The organism is Marinicella sediminis, assembly GCF_002000055.1.
Taxonomy (GTDB): Bacteria; Pseudomonadota; Gammaproteobacteria; order Xanthomonadales; family Marinicellaceae; genus Marinicella; species Marinicella sediminis.
On the sequence record NZ_MVBD01000042.1, the window covers coordinates 1 to 623 of the forward strand.

At 54.3% G+C, this 623-nt stretch carries 1 protein-coding gene; it reads right to left on the bottom strand.

Translation table 11 applies throughout. From position 1 onward, the window contains the following. The coding region (locus B0475_RS17370; RefSeq protein ID WP_157893061.1) for a serine/threonine protein kinase at positions 1-545 on the bottom strand (545 nt) is incomplete at its 3' end. Between the last annotated feature and the right edge of the window lie 78 nt (positions 546-623).

Genomic DNA, 623 nt, shown 5'->3' on the forward strand with positions numbered 1-623 from the left:
CCCAAATCATTGTCCTGGCAATAGGCATCAATGGGCACCCCATCGATGTATTCCATCACATAATAGGGTTTATCCTGCTCGGTACCCGCATCAATCAACCGCGCTATGTTGGGGTGTTCCAGGGTGGCCAGAACCCGCCGCTCGGTATCAAACCGGGCCAGCGCCTGATCATCCATGCTGTGTGCCGCGAGGATCTTGATCGCCACCTGCTGGTTAACCTCATCATCCCGTTCGGCCAGATAGACATGACCCATGCCTCCTGAACCCAACGTGCGGATGATTTGATACCGGCCGAAGGTCTGACCGGCTTTCAGTTGACCGTGTTCGCCCAGCACACTGGCTACAGACTGGTTGGGAGTAAGGGTTTGGCCAGCCGATTGGTGATGCACAGCCAACATATCGAGCACAGCCTGTTGCAGGCGCTCGTCGCTGGTTAAAGTGGTCACCCGCTCAGGCCATTGGCCCGAAGGGACATCAAGCAGGTCATTGAACCAGTCTTTAACCTGTTGCCACTGCTGTTTATTCAAAGGATCGGATTTTTTCATGTCATCACCAGGCCACACGCAGCCCGCGGAAAAACGTTGCACAGTATAACCCAATTGATGGGCTAAACATGGGACTTC